The organism is Xenorhabdus sp. TH1 (genome assembly GCF_037260955.1).
Lineage (GTDB): Bacteria > Pseudomonadota > Gammaproteobacteria > Enterobacterales > Enterobacteriaceae > Xenorhabdus > Xenorhabdus griffiniae.
Genome location: NZ_CP147734.1, coordinates 2,795,192 through 2,815,289 on the forward strand (window position 1 = coordinate 2,795,192; position 20,098 = coordinate 2,815,289).

General features: G+C 47.7%; 14 protein-coding genes and 7 pseudogenes. 4 read left to right on the top strand and 17 right to left on the bottom strand.

Annotation, left to right across the window (positions count from 1 at the left end; all coding sequences use genetic code 11):
• Positions 1-1,098 precede the first annotated feature (1,098 nt).
• Entirely contained in the window at positions 1,099-1,368 is a 270-nt protein-coding gene (locus WDV74_RS12320) for a helix-turn-helix transcriptional regulator (protein WP_338803372.1), read from the top strand.
• Positions 1,369-1,999: 631 nt separating this feature from the next.
• Here the strand turns inward: WDV74_RS12320 and WDV74_RS12325 are convergent.
• The 9 genes from WDV74_RS12325 to WDV74_RS12365 all read right to left on the bottom strand — a co-directional run bounded on the left by WDV74_RS12325 (position 2,000) and on the right by WDV74_RS12365 (position 8,818).
• On the bottom strand, positions 2,000-3,007 hold the full coding sequence (locus tag WDV74_RS12325) for a site-specific integrase (protein WP_338885607.1): 1,008 nt from the start codon (positions 3,005-3,007) through the stop codon (positions 2,000-2,002).
• Positions 3,008-3,161: 154 nt separating this feature from the next.
• Positions 3,162-4,100, bottom strand: a complete 939-nt coding sequence (locus WDV74_RS12330; protein WP_338883060.1) for a TraI domain-containing protein — start codon at positions 4,098-4,100, stop codon at positions 3,162-3,164.
• 227 nt (positions 4,101-4,327) lie between these two features.
• Positions 4,328-5,017 (bottom strand): N-6 DNA methylase, encoded by a 690-nt coding sequence (locus tag WDV74_RS12335; protein ID WP_338883062.1) that lies wholly within the window; start codon positions 5,015-5,017, stop codon positions 4,328-4,330.
• Between the two features lie 116 nt (positions 5,018-5,133).
• Positions 5,134-6,057 (bottom strand): DUF1281 domain-containing protein, encoded by a 924-nt coding sequence (locus WDV74_RS12340; RefSeq protein ID WP_338883064.1) that lies wholly within the window; start codon positions 6,055-6,057, stop codon positions 5,134-5,136.
• Positions 6,058-6,147: 90 nt separating this feature from the next.
• Positions 6,148-6,456, bottom strand: coding sequence for a TA system toxin CbtA family protein (locus WDV74_RS12345; RefSeq protein ID WP_273570501.1), 309 nt, complete (start codon positions 6,454-6,456; stop codon positions 6,148-6,150).
• A 9-nt stretch (positions 6,457-6,465) separates the two neighbouring features.
• Complete coding sequence (locus WDV74_RS12350; protein ID WP_338883065.1) at positions 6,466-7,014, bottom strand: hypothetical protein; 549 nt, start codon at positions 7,012-7,014, stop codon at positions 6,466-6,468.
• Between the two features lie 119 nt (positions 7,015-7,133).
• Complete coding sequence (locus WDV74_RS12355) at positions 7,134-7,592, bottom strand: antirestriction protein (RefSeq protein WP_338883066.1); 459 nt, start codon at positions 7,590-7,592, stop codon at positions 7,134-7,136.
• 11 nt (positions 7,593-7,603) lie between these two features.
• Positions 7,604-7,747 carry a hypothetical protein gene (locus tag WDV74_RS12360; RefSeq protein ID WP_338883067.1) on the bottom strand — a complete coding sequence of 48 codons (144 nt, stop codon included), beginning with the start codon at positions 7,745-7,747 and terminating at the stop codon, positions 7,604-7,606.
• A 153-nt stretch (positions 7,748-7,900) separates the two neighbouring features.
• Positions 7,901-8,818, bottom strand: coding sequence for an integrase domain-containing protein (locus tag WDV74_RS12365; protein ID WP_338883068.1), 918 nt, complete (start codon positions 8,816-8,818; stop codon positions 7,901-7,903).
• A 644-nt stretch (positions 8,819-9,462) separates the two neighbouring features.
• Between WDV74_RS12365 and WDV74_RS12370 the strand changes: the two genes are divergently transcribed.
• Positions 9,463-9,639: a hypothetical protein gene (locus WDV74_RS12370; RefSeq protein WP_338883069.1), complete on the top strand. Its 177-nt coding sequence runs from the start codon at positions 9,463-9,465 to the stop codon at positions 9,637-9,639.
• 319 nt (positions 9,640-9,958) lie between these two features.
• Here the strand turns inward: WDV74_RS12370 and WDV74_RS12375 are convergent.
• A pseudogene (locus WDV74_RS12375) lies at positions 9,959-10,466 on the bottom strand (IS110 family transposase); the annotation flags it as partial.
• Positions 10,467-10,735: 269 nt separating this feature from the next.
• Between WDV74_RS12375 and WDV74_RS12380 the strand changes: the two are divergent.
• Positions 10,736-11,446 (top strand): annotated as a pseudogene (locus tag WDV74_RS12380) (IS3 family transposase); the annotation flags it as partial.
• Between the two features lie 377 nt (positions 11,447-11,823).
• Here the strand turns inward: WDV74_RS12380 and WDV74_RS12385 are convergent.
• The 7 genes and pseudogenes from WDV74_RS12385 to WDV74_RS12415 form a co-directional block, all read right to left on the bottom strand.
• Positions 11,824-13,011 carry a hypothetical protein gene (locus tag WDV74_RS12385; RefSeq protein WP_338883070.1) on the bottom strand — a complete coding sequence of 396 codons (1,188 nt, stop codon included), beginning with the start codon at positions 13,009-13,011 and terminating at the stop codon, positions 11,824-11,826.
• Between the two features lie 208 nt (positions 13,012-13,219).
• Positions 13,220-14,624 (bottom strand): annotated as a pseudogene (locus tag WDV74_RS12390) (conjugal transfer protein TraG N-terminal domain-containing protein).
• Entirely contained in the window at positions 14,621-14,917 is a 297-nt protein-coding gene (locus tag WDV74_RS12395) for a hypothetical protein (protein WP_338883071.1), read from the bottom strand. The pseudogene WDV74_RS12390 and the gene WDV74_RS12395 overlap by 4 nt, the downstream one beginning before the upstream one ends.
• Before the next feature lie 45 nt (positions 14,918-14,962).
• A pseudogene (locus WDV74_RS12400) lies at positions 14,963-15,934 on the bottom strand (integrating conjugative element protein); the annotation flags it as partial.
• A gap of 41 nt (positions 15,935-15,975) precedes the next feature.
• Positions 15,976-16,791: pseudogene (locus WDV74_RS12405) on the bottom strand (TraU family protein).
• Positions 16,788-17,196 (bottom strand): annotated as a pseudogene (locus WDV74_RS12410) (TIGR03757 family integrating conjugative element protein). Before WDV74_RS12410 ends, WDV74_RS12405 begins: the two co-directional pseudogenes overlap by 4 nt.
• A gap of 196 nt (positions 17,197-17,392) precedes the next feature.
• Positions 17,393-18,565: pseudogene (locus WDV74_RS12415) on the bottom strand (PTS transporter subunit EIIC); the annotation flags it as partial.
• Between the two features lie 492 nt (positions 18,566-19,057).
• Between WDV74_RS12415 and WDV74_RS12420 the strand changes: the two are divergent.
• Entirely contained in the window at positions 19,058-20,098 is a 1,041-nt protein-coding gene (locus tag WDV74_RS12420) for an IS630 family transposase (RefSeq protein WP_338883023.1), read from the top strand.

The window sequence follows — 20,098 nt, forward strand, 5'->3', positions numbered from 1 at the left end:
TAAACTCAATCGATACAGTAATAAGCTTGGAATTACCAATGATCCATCGCCTGTCAGGATCACCTTCGGGTGGCGAAACAAAACTCCCGTAGCCTGAAAGGGAGAGCAAGCATTGCGGTACATCTGCGCACTTTTGGAAGCAGATATCGTCGGATAAATAACCAATGTATCGACGATGAAAGTTTCCCGGTTTCTTTATGCACCGGCTTATCACACACATAGAGCAGTAACCTTGCCACGTTCACCTTAACCATTTTACCTTGCACGATCTTTACCCACGATTTAATTTACGCACGAAAAACGTCCCGAAAACTACGCGGCGTCACTTGCGTTAAAGCGCAGCGATTACCAAGTGACGCTGCCAAGCGTCAACGTCCAGAGTACGTCCGGTCTCCCCGCATTACTCAAAGTCACCCGTTATTACGGGCATTTTTCTGCTTCTCATTCACTTTATTCGTTTGTTTTTAACCCCACGCCTGACAACAGGCTGATGCTGTAAAAAAGGAGAAATTACACCACGTCACGAATAATGAGGCGTTCATCCTGACTGAGATCAGGCGCTGAACGGGGAGTACACCACCGCCGTGCTGAGCACGTAGCGAACTCCTGCAAAAACTTACCGAAACCCTCGCCCTGTATACACATTATCTGACGTACCACGGAACGGTGAACCTAACCGACACGCAGGGAAAATGTTTCAAAATGAGTAAAATTAGTCTGAAAAACACAGGGGAAATACGGATAGCAAAGCGATCACGAACGAGAACAAACAACAAAGATTGATTTAGTCGTCCGTATTCTTCCCTGAGTTTGTGTGCTCTTGAGAGGAATTATAGCCGTTAAACTTAGTCGTCCGGTTATTGAGTTAGATAAAACAATCAGTTAAAGTATTCCCGCCATTAGCCAAATCTAATGGTCGAGGTTTAGCAGCCTTGTGCGCTTATACACTGGTAAGAATCTTTACCAGTGTGCCTGCATACGCCTTTTCTATGGTGGTTCAGGCAGGGGAGACTCACGTCTCGCCGGAGTAAGCGCCGGTCTGCTAACCCTGCTTTGAATCACCACCATCAATATTAATTAATGGAAGGGGTAGCAGGAATGAATAATAACAATGTTCAAAATGACTGGCATCAGGCCGATATCATCGCAGCATTACGTAAACGTGGTACAACCTTAGCGGCGCTCTCCCGTGAGATGGGACTCAGTTCATCAACATTGGCAAATGCACTCAGCAGACAGTGGCCTAAAGGTGAATGGATTATCGCGAACTATCTTGAAATCCACCCTTCAGAGATCTGGCCTAGTCGCTATTTTGATAAGCAGGGTCGGTTAATTGAGCGTAAGATTCGCAGTAAACCACAGGAATAACCCGCTATAATTTGTGATCGATGTCGTAAAAATGATAATTTTTTATCTCAAGCCCTGAGCGTAAAATGACAGTCAGATTTGACCATTTTTAACCCTCACGGCTTTTTTGCTTTAAGATGATTAAAAAGAACGCAATAAGTAAGATAAATAATTAAAATCAGTAAGATAGGAAAGAAAAAGCAAGGAAAAAAACTTAGGGGCATTAAAAGGGGCATAAACTGAATGAAAGGTAATAAAATTTAACTATTCAACAAGTTATAATGTTTTTCGATTCCGCCTCCGGCACCAAGATTTTAAAGCTAATTTGTTGAATATTATCAGATAATTAACAAATAAGTTAAAATTTATGGCTGTTAAGAAAATGTTAAACAATTGGTATCCTGATTTGCATACCCAATGTTTAAAAAGCCAAATAAAGAATACAGGGTGCCTGCGTTTGCAAGCACTCTTTTTTCGTTAGAGGTAATGATTTCAGTAATTGATTCTGATGTCAAGTGAGGTGTAAACTTCGCGGGATGCCAATCCGGTATCCATTATCTTTTTATACCATCTATGTTGATGCAGGGCAAACCCATTCCATCCTCCTAAACCCTGATTGAAACGCGCCCTGTTTTTTTCCTGATGCCCTGCTTTACACTGACAGATCCAGATATATCGCCAGCTCGCTTTCCAGCGTTTTACCCGCGATTTCCATATCAATGTCAATGTATTCCATCGTGGTCGCCAGACTGCGGTGCCCCAACAGGCTTCTGACCAATTGCAGGTTACGGTCGGGGGCTTTCATCAGCTCCGTTGCCAGGGTATGACGAAAACGGTGGGGGGAGACGGCAAAACCACACTCTTTCGACAAGCGATTGAAGAAAGAACGGATATGCTGCCTTTCTTTATCGTGATCATACTGGTAACAGGTCATCCGCCCGTGATAACGAAAGCCCAGGCGGGTTAAATCAAACAGCGGATCATCCTCTTTCGCCCCACAGGCTTTCGCTTGTTCAAGGAGCTGCGCCAGGCGGGGCTTGAGTAACGGGATCATCGGAACCCGCCACTCACTGTGATTTTTACTGCCTTCCGTACGCAATTCAATAAAGTTGCCTGCCAGATTGATATCCCGCAGCCGCAGGTGTAACAACTGGTTCTGGCGCATGCCTGTTAACCGGAATGTATCCAGCACGGTCAACCAGTACCCGGTAGGATATAACGCACAGCGCCCTCCGCGGGGGTTCACCCGGGCTTTTTCTTCCTGCTCATACTGCTGCATGACCAGGTAAATTCGGGTCAGCTGGGGTTTGCTCAGGATTTTCTTCTTTTTCTTCCCTTTTTTGACTGCCGCATCCAGAAACGGATTTTTTGTCTGGGGTAATAATTTTTGCGCTATCCCAAAATTAAAAATAGCCCGGAGATGTGTCACCTTATTATTCCAGGTATGGCAGGATTGTTTTTTTTCATTCAGTAAACAACGCCGCCAACGGAGCACATCCCGCCCGGTGACGCTTTCCGGCCGTACCTCTTCGCCTAAAAATTGAGAAAAACCCCGGGTCACTTTCTTATAACTCCATTCTGATGCCGGCCGTAATACATGCGAGAAAAAGTATTCCTCCAGTAATTCATCCCAGCCCCATTTTTCTTCTGTTCCGTGCATCATCTCTTTCCTGTTATCAACAACATGACAATACGGCTTACTGATCTGGTAAGCCGCCAATAAATCCCCAGAAAACCCGTCACCTATCGAAATTATTTCACTGTTAATATCATGACGACTGACTCCCGGTGGGCGCAACCCTTTCTGGCTGTCTTCACGAATGTTTGTGTAATTTCACATCGTTATTGTTCTCATTGGCATCCATTAACAATGCAACTTCATCATTGGATTGAAATAATGACAATAATGTCTGGGTGTCATCAGATGTGGGTTGCTCAACGGATGATAAAGCCGCTGATACGGGAAGCGGTGCCCCCCCCTCAGAAGCCGTTGGTGGTTCAGAAGGCGCCGCCGGTTTCAGTAACGGAGACTGCACTTGTGTGGCGGCCTCCTGAAGCAGCGAATCCACTGACGGCACGGTAGATGGGTGCCCACCCAGTTGTAAGGCCAGGCAGTGCCAGGCTTCCGGAACCAGAAATAACCAGCTCACCGCTTCCTCCGGCAGTAAGCGGGCAGCGATCATGGCCACCTGTGGTACAGGCAGCACAGGATGAGGCGATCTGAACCGGAAACGGAAACGACGCGCGGGCATCCACAGCCCCGGTTGCCAACAATGCCCGTCTTCCAGTTCCCCTTCGAGCTGCCGCAACAACGGCAGGTGGTAAAACAGCGCCGCCCAGAACACCACCGCCTGCCATAACAGGCTCTGGGCGGCCTGCGTTTCCGGTGCCGCGCCCGGCGGGAACAAATGCCCTTTTGCCAGCCGCACGGCACAGGTGGTAAATTGCAGTGTCAGGTCAGCAAATCCCCCCAACCTGGACCATTCACCCGCCGGAACTGCGGGAATTTGCTGCACACTGCCCAGCAATTGCTTCACCGGCGCAAGATAAAAACGCTGATACAGCCCTTCCGGCAAAGCGCTGTTTTGCCATAATTGCTGAAGACACTGACGGCGCAGGGAGGTGGCCAGTAACTTATCCACTGATTGCGGCCGGAAATACCCCCCGCTGTCACGCATGGCTTCCGGTAGTGCGGATGATTGTTGCGGTGTGGCAGACTGGCGGACAAAATGCGATTTAAAACGCTGAAACATGGCTTTTCCTCTTTGGGTTCAAATTGAGCCCAGTGTCAGTGAATCCCAGCCTGAAACAAGGAAAAACTCTTTACGCGAAAATGAAAATTAAACTGACTCGATTCATTCATAAATTCATTTATCGGATCACCTTAATGTTAATTATAAATCAATGCATTAACACCCCTCAAAAATAAGAAAGCGCCCCGAAAGGCGCATGAGAACAAGAGAATAGAAGCTGAAAAAATTCAGGTTGCCGGGGACTGTTGATGCGCCCGTAAACGGCTCGCCCAATTACCCAGATAATGGGCTGGTGTATAACGTGTCCGTTTGCTGCCGTCATTATCCAGCGCATTGCCGATAGTGACCGCGGCCGGAATGCCGGTCAGGGCAAGCTGGATGTAGGCCATCACCGCGGCCAGCGGGTCAATATCAATCGCTGACACCCACAGGCTGCATAACGGGTCATGCCCCAGCTCTCTCAAAACGTCGGCAGCGGCCAGTGTCATACAGCCCGCCCCACAAGCCGGCTCGTACAGGGTCACAAAGGGTTGCGCCTGCAAACGTGCAGAGATATCCTGCAACTGCATCTCCGCCATCATTCTGGCCACGCTCCAGGGGGTAAAAAACTGGTTAAGGGCTTTATCGCCCAATCCCAGCTGCATAAACACACTGCCGAGAAAATCACAGGGTTCCTGCGCCAGTCCAAGCACAGTATAGGAAAACAGCTGCACAATCCGGTCAACATCTTCCCGTTCGTACTTGTTGAGGGTTTTCAGGTAATACTGCTCCAGCGCCTCACTGTAACAATACCGGTTATGTATTGCTGCCATCGTGCAATTGCAAAAATCCTGAAAAACCTGATAACGACCGTGGTAACGCGCCGTCTGGTTAAACAGGGAAATAAAGGCTTTCTGGTGATTGGGTTGTGATGCCATCACGTGTTTTCCTTGCAAAAAATAAAAAGAAAACACGTTCCGAAAGGGGAACCTGTTTTCCCCTTTCGGTTGAAGTGAAGATAAGACAATCAATGAATGATGGGTTAAATAACGCGTTATTGCCCGACCGCGATGGCCGGCACCGGCAGGTTTATATCCCGCTGTTCCTCGTTGACCAGATAAAGCGCCGGCCGGTTTTCCCGTCCTGACAGTCCATTACCGCTGTCCACATGCTCGCCCTGGTCATAGCAATCGTAACCGATGACCTGACCCGATAGTGCGCTGTACCCGTGGCGGATTTCACAGTCAAACACCAGTGACAGTTCCCCCATCAGTTCAGCTGAAGGCGGAACCCAGGGAGAATCAAAGCGCACAGTTAAGCCGCTGACATGGCGGCGCTCCCAGCGGACATGGTGACCCAACGGCCATTCCATACCGTATTGCGCGTCGTAAAACTGCGCCGCCGTCGCAATCCCTTTTAGTAAGCCACTGTTACCGTTAATCTCCGTCGCCAGCCGGGTTGGCATTATCATCAGCATATCGCAGGGCTGCGCCGACTCTGGATAAACGTTCAGCTTATCCCAGCACGCGCCGATATCGGGTGTCTCAGACCAGCCCACCATCCCAAACCAGTCGGCATACTGGCGGGTCAGGAGACGGGTGATAATATCACGCGCCGGCGCCGGGATGTTTTCCCAACGCACCAGGCTCAGACTGGACTGGCGATACAAGTTATCTATCCGTTTAATGTTGTCGCTGTTTAGCGGCACATTATCCTGCAACAATGTCAGCCACTGGTCAAAAGCCAGGTTCTGCGCTGTCGGTGCCGCTGTCCCACGCACTAACGCCGGATACGGTGTATAGGTTTGTGGTTTGGTGGGTTTCAGTATCCCCGCACAGCCGGCCAGAAATAACCGCAGGCTTTGCAGCACGGCCTGACGGTAGCGGGGAATTTCTTCACCGCAGACCCATTGTTGCATCACGTCAATACACACCGACTTGCCGGTGATGTCCAGTTGATTGGTATACCATTCTGCCATGGTCAGGCTCCTCATTGGATTGATAAACATAAACCGGAGGAAGCGCGCCATCAGGGCACGGTTCCCCCGATGGGTGGTTGAAAAATGGGTTTATTCGGACGGTGTCTCGTTGTCCTGGCTGAGCAGTGCCTCGGTAATCCCGCAGTCGAAAAGCACCCTCAGCTCATCATAAATCCCCAGGTACGGTGTACTGCCCTGCATACCCTGCGCATTCAGCCGGGTTAAATCGTATTTATCCACTAACGCGTTGATAGCTTCAAAAGGCTGAACGCCACGGGCCATCAGTTCCGCCACCGTGTCCGCTTCACACAGGGCCGTATCAGCCAGGTTCAGGCCAAAATGCCGCTTCAGCAACAGACCGGCAATCACCTGCCAAGCGGTTAAACGTAAAGGTGCCATCGTCATACCTCACGCATTAACGCTGACTGTCGTGCCATGCCGGAGAATATCCTGCACTTCACGGCACTGTTGATAACCGGGTGAAACCACATGCAGCGACAGTAAGTGCGCTTCATGCCACAATACCCAGGCCGCCTGCGTATTCTGCCAGCCCTGCTCAAGTGCGGCTGACTGGCATAACTGCTGCTGTCGCTTTTCCAGTGACAGGCATTCTGAGGCCAGCGTCACCGGCTGCGCCCAGACAATCTCGTCATAAAACCGGCCACCGAGCACTTTTTCATCCCGGGCGTCATAAATCATGACGGTCAGTGGGAAAAAAATGCCCTTCGTTTGATGAGATAACGTTTCCGGCACCGGCCAGTCGCCCAGCAAATGGATAACTTTCAGGCGCTGCACCGCTTCGGTGACCGAAGCCGCTTCGCACACGGCCAGGGTTTCTTCCCGCAGGGACAATGGCCTTTGTGGGTGCTGCATCAGGCCGGTGACCTGAACAGTAAAAATGTCTTCACGTAATTCAACACCGGTGTTATCCGGTGCCGGTAAAAAAATGGGGTTCATTTGTATTTCCTTGATTTGAGGTCAAATAAAGAAAACACCCGCCCGAGACCGGGCAGGTGTTTTCGGCTCCCTGGTCAGGCGCTTAAGAAAAGGGTTAACAGCAACATGGGCTGGTAACGTCAGTGGGCGTGATTATTTTGATTTTCGATTAATGACGGGCTGATAAAGTCCTCGTGGGATCCCAATGTCATGACTGCCCCTATCAGACCGTTTTCCGGATGTTGCTTCGCATATTCCCGCAATTCGCAAAACCGACAGGCATCCCGTTCATTCAGCGCGGCGATACGGGCAAGCACGATTGACGTCACCGCCAGCCCGAAGGCATCGGCCGACAGCGTGAGGGTTAACGCACTGTCCGGCAAATAAACAGAATACGTGGCGGCGGATGTCGGCACCAGATAAGTCAGCTGTTCAGAAACATCCCGCTTGTCCCAATATTCATACTGATATTCACCACATAACTGTGAGGCAGTATTGGCAATCAGAAACCCCAGAAACAACCGCTCCAGCGGTTTTTTGCCGGGAAACGCCGCAGACAGCGCGGGACTGTCCAGCAAGATAAGTTCACTTCTTTGCATGTGTTCTCCTGTCAATAAAAAAGACGGAGAACACCCTGCCCGACGGGAAGCATGTTCCCCGTCCGGGTGACTGGCATCGTGCCAGGGTGGATTAAATAACCTTCATCATCAACAACGATGATATCTGCTTCCAAAGGTGCGCAGATGTACCACACAGTGTGTACTCCCTTGCAGGCTACGGGAGTGTGGGTGTCGCTGCCCGAAGGTGATCCTCACAAGCGACCGGATCATCAATAAACTTTTCTACGCTAATCCATCGAAATCATCAGGTCAATGGGGAATTTATTTTCTCTCGGCGGAAAATAACGCTATTCCGTTTCCCCGTTCTGATAGTAGATCTGTTTGATATAACGCCCGCGCCCGTCACCGTGCCCCAAATCCATCGCGACCAGCGCCAGCACCTCTCGAGTGCTGAACCCCTGCGTTTTGTAATGTTCGCCGGATTGTTGGGCAAAGTGGTAGCGCATACTGTGTGGCGCTTTATTGCCGTTCAGCCCTGCACGTCTGACAACATACCGGTAACGATCGATGGCCTGCGTGATCGTCGGTTTATCGATCAGTTTGCCGCTGCGTGGATTCATTTCGCGTTCAGCGTAGGCAATGGCGTGTTGCAGCGCGGCCCGATCCAGTATCACCGTTAGCCTCGGATGCCCGCCTTTGGTGCCAAACACCACTCGTACAGACTCATGACCCTTTGCCAGCGCTTTTTTCCAGGTGGCTAAAGATTTATAGGCTTCCACCGCTTCTTTGGTCCGCAACCCCAACACGTACGCCAACTGCATGACCGCCGCGACACTACGATCTTTTTGTTCGATCTGCTGAAAGATTTCTCTGAATTCTACCGGAGTCAGTGCTATTTTCGTTCCCTTACGGCTGCTACCCGCAATGCCCAGCGCCCGGTTGTTCAACCGCACATTGTCGGTGGAGGCCAGCTTGTGTTTTCCGGCCCGTGCCAAAATCATGCGCAGTGCCGACATCTCATTTTGCAAAGTCCGGTGACTGATATGACGGGTTTTACGTTCAGCAATATAGCGCTCAATATGCTGAGTTTTCAGGCTGTCCATCTGCCGGAGCCTGATGCCATTGTCTTTCAGAAAGTTAAGAAACTGTCGGGCAATCCGCTCACGATCGGCCACCGTGGCAAAACTCCCGCCCGCTTTCCGGGCGTGGGTAATAAATTCTTTTCTGAACCGTTCAATTTTCGAACGTGCTGATTTCTGCGCCATGCCCGCCTCTCCTGCTAATTTGCCTGTTTTTCATATTTTTTAAAACAAATCCCTGCATGTCGGTTCAGGTTCACCGTTCCGTGGTGCGTCAGACAATGTGTAGCAGAGCGAGGGTGATGTTAAGTTTTTGCAGGAGTTCGCTACGTGCTCAGCACGGCGGTGGAATACTCCCCGTTCAGGGCCTGATCAATCAGGATGAACGCCTCATTATCGTGACGTGGTGTGATTTCTCCTTTTTTACGGCATCAGCCTGTTATCAGGCAATGGGTTAAAAAACAAACGAAACAAATCGATTTCGGCAAGAAAATGTCGGTGAAAAGCAGTGACTTTGAGTAATGCGGGGTTCAAATCGGTCGTGAAGGCAGACCAGACGTGTTCTGGACGTTGGTCGCCTGGCGGCGTCACTTGGTAATCGCTGCGCTTTAACGCAAGTGACGCCGCGCCGTTTTCGGGACGTTTATCGTGATAAATGCAACATGTAAGTGAATGTTGTACCGGTTAAAACGGTATCGATTAGTGTGAGGCAGAACATGTTCTGCCTTGTTATGTAGGTAGCCGGTGAAATAACACCGGGAAACTTTCATCATCGAAACTGGGTTATGTGTCCAATGATACCTGCTTCCAAAAGTGCGCAGATGTACCGCATGAAATGCACTCCCTTTCAGGCTACGGGAGTTTTTACTTCGCCGCTCAATGCTGATCCTTACAGGCAATGGATCATTGGTAACAGAAATACTTTACCGATTGGGTTGGGCGAGGTCAAATTTTTGTTTGATGACGAAATGTGGGGAAAATATCATTATTTTTTTGATAAACAATGATATTTTTCTCTGTTTATACGTAGACAGGCTTGTGAGATGCCCGTAATTAGAAAGTATAAAATCTATGGTCGCCCTCGTTTTTGCAACACTCATTTTGATGAATTTTGGGCTTGCTTAAATCTATCCGGCGTCATTATAGGCAAGGAGCCTGCGCCTCGATGAGTTCCGCGCCTGATGAACCTTAAAAGTGTGCCGGCTTCAAGGAGCCAATTTTTATGCTAGGTTTCTCATCAGGCCGGTAGGCCGTTCATGTCATCAATTATCAGTCTTCGCAAAACCAGTGGGGTCTCGTTTCAAATTTGTTCACAACAGGCTTGATTTAGGCTTCAAATACCGTGTGTTGTGTCGTCATAGCCCACGCTATCCGGGCGAGTTTATTCGCTAACGCACAGGCCACAATATTAGAATGCTTTCGTTCAAGTTGCCGTTTAACCCAGTCAGCCAGTTTGCCCTTTCTATGCTCAATATGCATTATGAACGTTCGGGCACATAGCACCAACAGTTGCCGGAGTGTCTTATTACCCCGTTTACTGATCCCTAATAAGGTTGTCTTCCGGTACTGTATTGGCGGGGAACCAATCCCGTCGAGGCTGCAAAATCCCGGCTGTGTGCGTATTGCTTCCCATCGCCCAGTTGTGAGGAAAGCACACTCGCCGTGATGGGGCCAATGCCGGGGATCGTCATCAGCCGTTGTCCGGTATCATCCTGAGCAATCTCCTGTGACAGGGCAGTTTCAATCTCGGTGATTTGTTCAACCAAATAGTGATAATGCGCCTGTAACCGCAGTAATACACCAGATAAGGGGGAAGTTCATGTTCAACCAACACAGTGGTTTGCCGAGATCGATGCCAATCAGTGCGATAGTATTCATGATGGTAGCCTCTTAAAAAATAAATCACACGCTGTCAATATATCGCTAACAGGGTGAGGGCGGCCATCTCATTAGTGTGGGGCACTTTGTTCAATCGGCGATAGAATGAGCAATTCAGCATATTTTTATCAGACACCTCACCATGAAAATTAATTTGTACCCTGAATCCCAGCATGTGTTCGACTGGTTTCATATCACGATGCGCCTGACTGTCAAGCCACCGCGCTGTTTAAAGAAAGCCGGGAAAGCTTAGGCTATCGGGTATTGGCGAAAAAATTACGCAAAGAAGGCTTTACTATCAGTGATTATCGAACCCGAAAGCTGATGAAACAGCTCGGCTTATCCGTCAGGCAGCGTAAAAGCTACCGGGCTCCACGCAAAGGGAAAGCTGTATCAACGGCCTGTAACCTGCTTAACCGGAACTTTAATCCGTTGGCCCCGAATGAAGTCTGGGCAGGCGATATTACCTATCTCAAAACGCCTGAAAGCTGGTTATACCTGGCCATCGTGATGGATTTATACTCGCGGCGTATCGTGGGATGGCAGATGTCAACGGAGATAGATACGACCCTGATCAGCCAGGCCTTAACGAAAGCGTATCACTTACGCCAGCCGTCAAAAGGCTGTGTTTTTCACAGTGATAGAGGCAGCCAATATACAAGCCAGCCATATCGGAATCTGCTCGACAGTTATGATATGAGAGCGAGTCAGGGGGATGTGGGGGCCTGTTGGGATAATGCAGTCGTTGAACGTTTCTTTGGCAGTTTAAAACATGATTGGCTCTTCAAAATTCATCATGAAAATCAGGCGGAGATGAAAAAAGATGGGCTGGATTATCTGCATTATTACAATTTAACGCGATTACACACGGCTAATAATGATTTAACTCCTGTGGAATATGAAATGGCCTTCGTAAAAATGCCCGATTTTTCTTGAGCAGAACAGTAGCCGGTGGGGAATAACACCGGAAAACTTTCATCCTCAGACGGAGGGTTAGGTGTCTGGGGATATCTGCTTCCCAAAGTGCGCAGATGTACTGCAATGCTTGCACTCCCTTTCAGGCTACGGGAGTTTTTTTGCCCCTTAGAGGTGATGGGCACTTTGATAATTACTAATGGAGATGCTAACAGTTATACATGAAACGAGCAAATTTTTGCTCTATCATACTCATCTCACGAATTTTCTTCTGAACAAATCGACTAAGGCTCATGATATTAGTCTTCAAATGAAAAAACTATTGCACACATAAGCCAGACCATGGAAATAAGAGCTATTGTAGTGTCGAATAATGTTCCATTTTTTCACTATCAAAATTATCTATCTGTTGCTGAATTAATTTCCTGATAACTAATAGGTACGTTCCATCTTTTTATATCTTCTTTATTGAAGGCAATACACCATTCAGCGTCTTCCTGAAGCGCTTTCCTAACCTTATTATCATAATCAGTATTGCCCGGAATAAATTTCCAACTCTCTTTATATGCTTTAGTAATTTCTGAAGGACACATAAGCTGAAACTCACCAAATGAAAATATAGAAACCGCTCTGATAGCAATTTTCCCTGTATCCTCAACTTTCCAACTTATCCATACACCTTTATCAAAAAGGTTCTGAGGATATTGTTTTTCATCTACCAAATAAGTATGAGGTGTAAAATCACTGATCCCTGAAAGTTTCATTACAGAGTGAACAAACATAACCGGGATAACAGTAATAAAGTATGACATCACTAACATTATGGCAAATGCCAGCGCGATCGGAACAGTAACTTTCTTGACTAATTTTTCACCATTGTTCATTCGTATAAAAACAACCCCAGGAAACATAGTAACTATATAAAAAGCATAAGAAATAGCCACAAACCCAATAACTTGATAAGTATCTCCCATTAAATCAGAAAATTTCATTGAATCAGAAAACAATGATATAGGAATAATTTGACTATAAGATAAAACAGAAATAAAAAAAGGAATCAATAAATAAATTCTAAATTTATATTTGTTTTTTATGGTATTTGATTTGATTCTTAGCTCTTGATTTAATATTTCTTTATTCATAAAGTAAGACACAATTGATATACTAACTACCAAAATAAAAAATGAAGAAAGAATAATTATGTGAAAAACACTACTAGGATCATCAAAGATAAATACACTCAATGCAATAATTATTGGAATGAAAAACCCACTTACCATAAGTATCGTTATGAGATTATTTTTTATATTATCATAATAAATAAAGTGTTTATTTTCTGCCGGTATGAAAAGAGATAATAGCCAAGACCCCATGAAGAAAATAATCAAAAAAAACGCCATGTTAATAATAAAAGAAAACACAAGAATATTAAACATATTTTTGAAACTGACAGATTCGTTAAATATGTCCAAACGTCCCATCCTATTAAGGAAAAACCAAATAATAACTATTGATATGATAGAGGAAATTGATGACATTGGTAAAACTGAGATGCCAATTTTTTTTAGAAGTTTATTACATTCCATAATTTAAAATCCAATAGTGTGAAACGACTCACAATGCGTTAAAAGTAATAAGTAAATTTATTAGATTAATATAACATAAAACACAATAATATTAGTTGATATTGTTATTCATTCCAAACAAGATGATTTTATAAAAGACATGATAGCCCCAGTGAAATATAAATATTCTCGAAAAAATATTCCTGCTCCAGATACAGAAAAAACGGCCTCACAATTTTATTTTCCTTTGGATATCATCTTCTGCATCACCAGCTGCCCGAACATCCCGGCTGATTGCCTGACCTGCCCCCTGACTCATCATGCCGGCCACATCCCCCATTCGCACCCCAGCCCACGCTAATGCGCCCTGCCAGACCATCGGCAGCACAATAAACAGTGTCCCCATCACCAGCCCCATGATTAAATCATCCGAGGTGTTCTGAATACCCACCAGATTAAACAGGCTGTGGGTATCTGAGCCGTACAGCACTTCCAGTAAATGGCTGTCCAGCCAGCGCGCCAGCTCCCACCAGAAGGTCAAAAAATTCAATGCGAAAATCACAAATGTCAGCGTAAAGATGGTCTTAAATTCATAGGCCGCAAACAGCACAATCAAGGGGATGAGGATATACAACGCCATCAGAATCACCGCCTGCATCATCGGCAACGCCTGACGTACCGCATCGAACATCGGCATACTGAGTAATCCACCCAATAAAGCCCCTGCGGAAGTGCCGATTCGATTAGCGCCATCCAACAAGGTGGGATCGGCATTACCGCCATAGCCTGCGTAGACATAGCCCTCCTGAGAAATCGTCAGATTCACCGGGCTGACCAGACGGCGGATCACCGCTTCCTGATAAGCCGGCGTGTTTTTACCCAGTATTTTCAGTGTCGCTGACAAACGCAACCACAACCCCGGGTCGGCCTGCGCCAGTACCCGGTCTTTCAGACCGGGGGAGGCGGGATTGCAGCGTCCGGTAATCCCCGGCTAAAAACGTCCGGCTGCCCAGCCAGCCGATATCATTCAGGATAATCGGGTCAGTCGTGTGTTCCCGATCGCGTTGTTTCCATTGATAAAAGCAATCGTGGGTAAAATCCTGCAATTCTGCGGCCAGAGCCGGGTGACTGATGCGGGTGTGTTGCACGTCAAAGCGCAGTTGCCGCAAATCCGGCCGGCAGGGAATGGACGCCACCGCCGCCTGTGTCAGTCCCTTAGATAACCGGTGCACCACCGCCCACCAAAGGGGCACAGCCGCGGTCTGATTGTTCAGGCTGGACATCACCGGCGCATAACCACTGTTATCCGGCATTGTCGGGGTCCAGGTGCCACAGCTTTTGGCACGGGAAGTATCGTACTGAAGGGTGGTCAGGCTGACATTGACCAGCGGCACACAACACACCACCATCATGAAGAACGCGCCATACAGGGTGTTTTCAATCCGGGCCAGCGACTGTAACCCGGCCTGTCCGTCTTCTTCGCCACACTCCCTGACTTTCAGCCAGACCGCAATCACTTTTACCACTAACGGCAGCGTAAACAGTCCGGTCGCAATCAGGATGTGCCACAGGCCATTGTTGATGACCCAGCCGAGTAATGTCAGAAAATATTCCAGATAGCTGTTGGCTGTCATCGTATCTCCTCAATAGTGCCTGACAAGGCATACTCACCCAGCAGGATAAACAGCAGGCTGGCCACCATCATTCGTATCAACATTGCGCGGTATTCCGGCAGATGTTTCACCCTTTGCCAGATTTTCTGACCTCCCCAGCTCAGTACCGCATACAGGCCTAACCGCCAGACTAACCAGACTCCCCCGGTTTCGGTCACCCAGTGGTGAATGTGGTGAAGTTTTTCTGCTTGATGCCCCCCTATCCAACTGGTCGCTACTGTGATGACCATCACCAACACGTTTTGCGGATGCATGTTGATGCGCTGGGTATCCCGGTCCAGTGCGGCAATCCGGCGTTACCCTTCGGCCAGCGCTTCTGACTGTGCTGCCGCATTGGGTTCGGACATGCCGGTGATAAGCATGCGCCGCATCAGTAACGCCGTTTCCACGGTTTCCGCCATCGCCAGCTCCCCCGCTAAACGTCCCGTCAGGGCAGCTTTGTCCGGGTCTCGCTGCAACGCCTGAATGACACCTTTGGTTACCGTCAGACTGCCGGTTTTCAGTTTCGCCAGATTGACCATCGTCGGTTTTTCCGTACCGCTGACCGACGACTGGCTCAGCACCGGCAACTGATTCATCATATTAAAACCCGCACTGGCTAAATCCCGGGTCGGGCGAATGGCATGTTGTCCCTTACCGCCCTGCCGCTGGCCGCCAATCCACGGATGTCAGCCGGCACCGGTGGCTTTGCTGCCGGCGTTATTGACACGCACCGCATCCCCATCCCCGCCGTTAACCAGACTTTTGTACTCCTGCAAAGCAGCCGACTGTGTCCATTTATTATTCTGCGCAAAATCCATCATTTTATTGGCCATCGCCTGACAGTTGAACTGGGCTTTGTCGAACGCCACATTGGCCTGTAACACCCCGTTGGTCAGCATGTCATACAGCCCCGGATTGGCCCGCTGGATAATCATCGCCGGCAGGCTGGCCACGGCACCGGTTGCCCCCTGAATCACATCGCTCATCAGGTTCTTGAACCCGGCCGTAATCCCGTTCAACTGATTGCTGACCGTGGCTTTCAGGTCAAAATTGCCGCACATCAAATCCGAACGCCAGCCCAGCTCCAACCCGCCAAGTATGGCAGAGCCACTGCGACTGGCCGGTTCAGAAATCACCGAGCCGCCTCCCAGGGTATAGAACAGAGTATCAGACACTGCACCACTGGCGTCTGCCCCATAACCCAGTGCACTGCGGTTCACCTGCGGTAATATCAGGGATAATCCTGTGGCGTTAGCTTGCGCAGACGCGATGACCAGTCCACCGACCATCAGCCATAACATGTTTATTTTCATCATGATTTATCCCTTTTTCAGATATCCGTACTGCTGAGAAAACGCTGTCCACGCCGCTGGCAACAACTGTAGGGCTGCCACAGGGCATACTCCTGATTGCCATTACTTGCAGCAGAGTGTTCACCGTCCGGAAACACCGCACAGGACTGACTTAACGTCGGTGATAACCGCTGCCATTGATGATTTTTGATGCCGGTATTTTCGGTGACCGATTCGGGTGGCCAATAGCCATCGGTGCGGGTGCCTTTCAGGGTCTGATAAACATGGGGTTGCCCGACACGGGTAATAATATCTGCGACCCGGAGCGCCACGCTACCGAATCCAGTGTGCTGAGAAAATAAGGCATCAACGGGGTGACGGCACTGCGACAGGAATAACCGGGGATTTGTCCGCCTATCAGGTTAGTTGCGGGATGCCCGATGGCATCGGCATATTTGAAACGCAGACTGGTACGCCGTTGCCCGGCAATCTGGACATTGTGATCCCCCCCCACCGGCATTCAGGTGAGAGAACGCGCCGGTCACGGTATTTTCCACGCCACCAGAGAGTTGACTGACCTGCGCCATTTCTGTCCACGGATTACCCCCAGAGGCGTGATAGGTAGACACCACCACTTCGGAGAGATAATGGGTCACCTTCACCGAGGTTTTCACGGTACAACCGTGCAGGCCACAGAGCAGCCAGTAACAGATGCCACTGACCCGCCACTGAATACAGGAGGGCAAAAGACTGCCGGCGACAATCTGGGCTGTATTGATTGAGGCCTGTATCACCGGGGAAAATGCCGTTATCAGGGTAATGAGCACAGGAAACGTCACACGTTGAAGACTCATGGTTGATGTTGCTCCCTGAGTGCGCAGGCTTTTGCCACATCCGCGGTGCCATACACCACCTCCCTATCATCAAAGACCACGGCCGGATACTTCTGCACACCTGATTGCCATGCCTGCACCACAGCGCGATACGCGATAAGCCTTGATGAGTTGTTGTTCCTGCTGATGCCAGTGGGATGATTGGAGTATTGCTTGTGCCTGAATCAAGGCTTGCTGCGGATCGAAGGAAAGCTGAGCGAAGAGTGGCTTTTGATGCTGCTCAACAGCATCCAGCCAGACTATCTGTGTTTCAGAAGAAAGGTTAATGGGTGGATGTTGGCTGTCGGTATAAACTACCGTTCTCGCATTGGTAGCGGATGCTGCCATCCATACTAGCCAAAATAATAATGTATTGCGTTTTCTCATCACCACCTTCCCGTCTCTGAACATCAACGGGAAGCGTGCGGGAAAAAAACAAAGAAGTCAGCTGATAACTCATTTTTGCAAAATACAAAAAACGGCATAAATTGCAAACGTCAGAAAATAACCATCCTACTATCAGTAAGAGTTTATCCAGATTCCAAGATAGGCTGGTACAAATTTCCTCCAATACGAATAATTAGCGTCCCAATGTCCTCAGGTTTAACTTTTTGATAATAAAACGAAATACAACGTAGTATATGCAGAAAAAGGCCAAACCTTGTAAGAGCAACATATGCCATTGTACTGCCAATGGATTCTGAGAAGAGAAAAACATATCTATAAAGCCAGCGCTAAATCCAAACCCTGCAATCCAGTGCATTGATGCCGCAATATAGACAGAAATTCCCGTCAAGATAGCATGTAGAACATAAAGCACAGGCGCAACAAACATAAAAGACAATTCAAGCGGTTCAGTGATCCCAGTAAAGAAAGCCGCAAATGCACCAGCTAACATGACCCCACCAACCATTGCCCTGTTTTCAGGATGAGCACAATGATAAATCGCCAGTGCTGCCCCCGGCAAACCAAACATCACTATAGGGAAAAAACCCGCCTGATAACGCCCAGTGATCCCGGGGATTGCCGTACCTGTATCAATCGCTTGTTGCCCCGCCAAAAAATTGGGAATGTCATTAATTCCCGCCACATCAAACCAAAATACTGAGCTTAAGGCATGGTGTAAGCCAAGTGGTATTAATAGACGATTAAAGAAGGCATAGATACCTGCACCTGCCGAACCGAGACTAGTAATACTCTCTCCAAATGTCACCAACCAACCGTAAATAATGGGCCAAATAAACATCAGAACAAAAGAAACCACAATCATCAGAAAAGAGCTAAGGATAGGAGCTAAACGCTGTCCACTAAAAAAACTCAATGCCTGCGGCAATTCTACTCTGCTATAGCGGTTATACAACTCCGCAGACAATACACCGACTAATATGCCGACAAATTGGGTATCAATTTTCTTAAATGCTACCGGAACATCATCAACCGAAATCCCTTTGATCACTGCAACAACTTCAGGAGAACACAACTTGATCACAACAAGATATCCGACTAATCCTGTCAATGCCGCTGCACCATTTTTGTCTTTCGACATACCATAAGCAACCCCAACTGCGAATAACATGGCCATTTGGGAGAGAATTACATTACCAGAAGTCGACAACAATGTGACTACCGCATTCCCCGAACCTCCAACGGAGCTAATCCAATATCCTACCCCTACCAATATTGCCGCTGCTGGCAATATCGCTACAGCCACCATCAGTGCTTGCCCAATCCGTTGTAAGTAACCAAGAATACTCACTTGCTCCCCTCAAGTTCCATTACTGAAATCTTTTAATTAAGTTAATTTTCGATAGCATAAATGATCTATTTCTTGAATTTTACTTAAACATAGCTGGCATTTTTGTATAGTCTTCGTAGACAGCGTATACAGTTATACTTTCACCTTCTGGGATCTCTGACATACCAATTCCGATACATTTTGCTCCGCTTCGATTAGCGGCTAATATACCGCTTATGGAATCTTCGAAAATTAGGCAATCTGATGGAGCGACTCCCAACCTCCTAGCGCATAAAATAAATCCTTCTGGGTTTGGTTTTCCATGCTCGACGTCATCTCTACAAATAACTTGCTCGAAATACTGATGTAACTGATGTAATTTGAATATATACTCGATCCGTGAAGGCCAACTAAATAAGCTTTCAAAATAGTAGATCACTTGAAGGGAACTCAGTCCAATTTTTGCGATCTGATTAATCGCCAAATCAAAAAAATCCCAAAATGGACTGAGTGATGCGAATCATAGCACCAATACCCCGAAATGAACGACGTCAGATGAAAAAATTTATTCATAAAACCCGGGATAAAGATTACGCCCGCCGACTCATGGCACTCTTGATGTTACATGAAGGTCAGACCGTTTCTTACATCGCCAGAACCCTTCATTGTTCACGTTCTTCCGTCCATCGTTGGATAAATTGGTTAACGTTATATGGGCTGGAAGGATTAAAAAGCTTACCGAGAGGAAGGCCTACTCGATGGAATTTAGCCCCGATTTTTAGCTTGTTGTCGTTCTTATTATCACACTCCCCGCAGGATTTTGACTGTTTGCGTTCACGCTGGAGTATTGAACTTATCACTCAGATAATCAATGAATTATTAGGGGTATCACTGTCGAAAAGTACGCTTTATCGTTACTTTTGTCAGGTGGGTATTGTCTGGCGAAGAGCGGCGCCTACTGTCAAAAAGCCTGATCCGGAGTATGACGAAAAAATGGCAAAAATCACCGAAGCCTTAGCCAACGCATCAGAGCAACATCTTGTTTTTTATGAAGATGAAGTCGATATCGATCTGAATCCTAAAATCGGGGCAGACTGGTGTCTAAAAGGACAACAAAAACGCGTGATGACACCGGGGAAAAACCAAAAGCACTACCTTGCAGGCTGCCTTGATGTCCGAACAGGTCAAGTGACTTATGTCGGTGGTATAAAGAAAAACGCTGATTTATTTATCAATATGTTAGAGAAAATTAATCGTCAGTATCGTCAAGCCAAAAGTATCACGTTGATTTTGGATAATTATGGTATTCACAAAAGCCATAAGGTCAGGGAATGGCTAAAACAAAATCCTCAATTTAACCTGTTATTTTTACCGGTCTATTCGCCATGGCTAAATAAGATTGAACGCTTGTGGCAATCCTTGCATGAAACCGTCACCCGAAATCATTGCTGTCAGTATATGTGGCAACTCTTAGCGTGCGTTGAAGAATTTATGATTGCATTTTCATTCGGGCAACAACCGGGAATGAAAAAAATGAGTGTATCGTTATTATGA